This window comes from Streptomyces niveus, from assembly GCF_001723055.1.
In the GTDB taxonomy this organism is placed as follows: Bacteria; Actinomycetota; Actinomycetes; order Streptomycetales; family Streptomycetaceae; genus Streptomyces; species Streptomyces niveus.
This window is the reverse complement of record NZ_MDCR01000565.1, coordinates 1-1,290: the sequence shown is the minus strand read 5'-3', so window position 1 is coordinate 1,290 and position 1,290 is coordinate 1. Positions and strand designations below refer to the sequence as shown.

Below are 1,290 nucleotides of genomic sequence, written 5' to 3'. Positions count from 1 at the left end.
AGGCGCTGCGCAAGGCGGCGGAGGGCGAGCCGATCCCGCTGGACGGCATCGCCGACCTGGTCTCCACGGAACTGTGGCTCAGACGCCTGCTCTCCCGCCGCCTTGCGCAGCGCCTTGCGGACCACGCGGGCCTCGATCAGGCCCGCGTCGGCGAGCAGCGGCGCGTCGAACAGGGCCATCAGGTCGGTGACGGCCGCCCGCATCCCGGTGCGGGTCGCGGCGGCCTCCGTCGCGTGCGTGGTGGCACCCCAGCCGGGCGGCAGGTCGTGGATACCGGCCCCCGCGAGGACGGCGCGCAGGATGTCGGAGCGGGCGCCGGGCTGGACGCGCAGCGATTCGGGGAGCGCCCGGCAGGCGCGTACGACCTGGTTGTCGAAGAACGGCGCGTGGAGGCGCTGGCTGCGGATCTCGGCGGCCTGTTCGAAGATGCGGTGATCGGCGGCGTGGCGGGCCAGTGCTGCCCGTGCGCGGGCCTCGCCGGGGCGTTGGACGGAGGCCGGGCGGATCGCCGCCGCCGTCAGGCGAACCGATACTTCAGCCAGCGCCTCCCCTGTGAGCCAGCGTGCCGCCGGGCCGGGGCGCGACCAGGTGAGCGCGGCGAGGGAGGCGCCCAACGGCCCGTCGGCGGCGAGGGCGTTGCGGTCGCGGTGCGCGGCCGGGAGCTGGGCGGCGGCCTGTTCGAGGCCGGTGCGGTACGGCGTACGGGCGAGGCGGCGGGCGGCGCGGTAGACGGTCAGCGGCACGAACAGCGAGCCCGCCGCGGGCCCTTGGGCCTTGGCGAGCGCGGTGGTCGGCCGCAGCAGATCGCGGCGGCGGCGGTCGATCAGCAGGTCGGCCAGGCGCGCCGGGTGGGCGTCGAGCACCTCGCGGGCCCCGGCGCCGGTGAGGTGGTCGGCGCTGCCCGCGGCGAGCCGGCGGCGGTGGCGTTCGGCGGCGACGAGGGCCGGTCCCGGCTCGTCGGTGAGCGGGCCCTCCAACTCGGCGTACGGCAGGGCCTCTTCGCCCGCCGCGACGACCACGTGGTGCAGCCGGGGGTTGGAGGCCATGGCGCGGGCCCGTTCCAGTTCGGCCTCGCGCCCGCCGGTGACGAGGTCGTTGAAGGTGACGGCGAGGAGCCGTTCGCCGGCGCCGGTGCCGTGGCCCAGTACGGTGCCGGGCGCGCCCGGCAGCCCGGCGGCGAGCAGCGCGAGCGTGCCCGACGCGCTGCCGCCCGACAGGTCGGCGCCGATGCCGGGGACGGGTGCGCCGCGTGCGGCACGGCGGTCGGCGGGGCCCATGCCCGGCACGGGC

1 protein-coding gene is annotated in these 1,290 nt (G+C 78.1%); it reads right to left on the bottom strand.

Features of this window, described 5'->3' with window-relative positions:
- The coding region (locus tag BHU15_RS37615; RefSeq protein WP_255293319.1) for an asparagine synthase-related protein at positions 1–1,290 on the bottom strand (1,290 nt) is incomplete at both ends.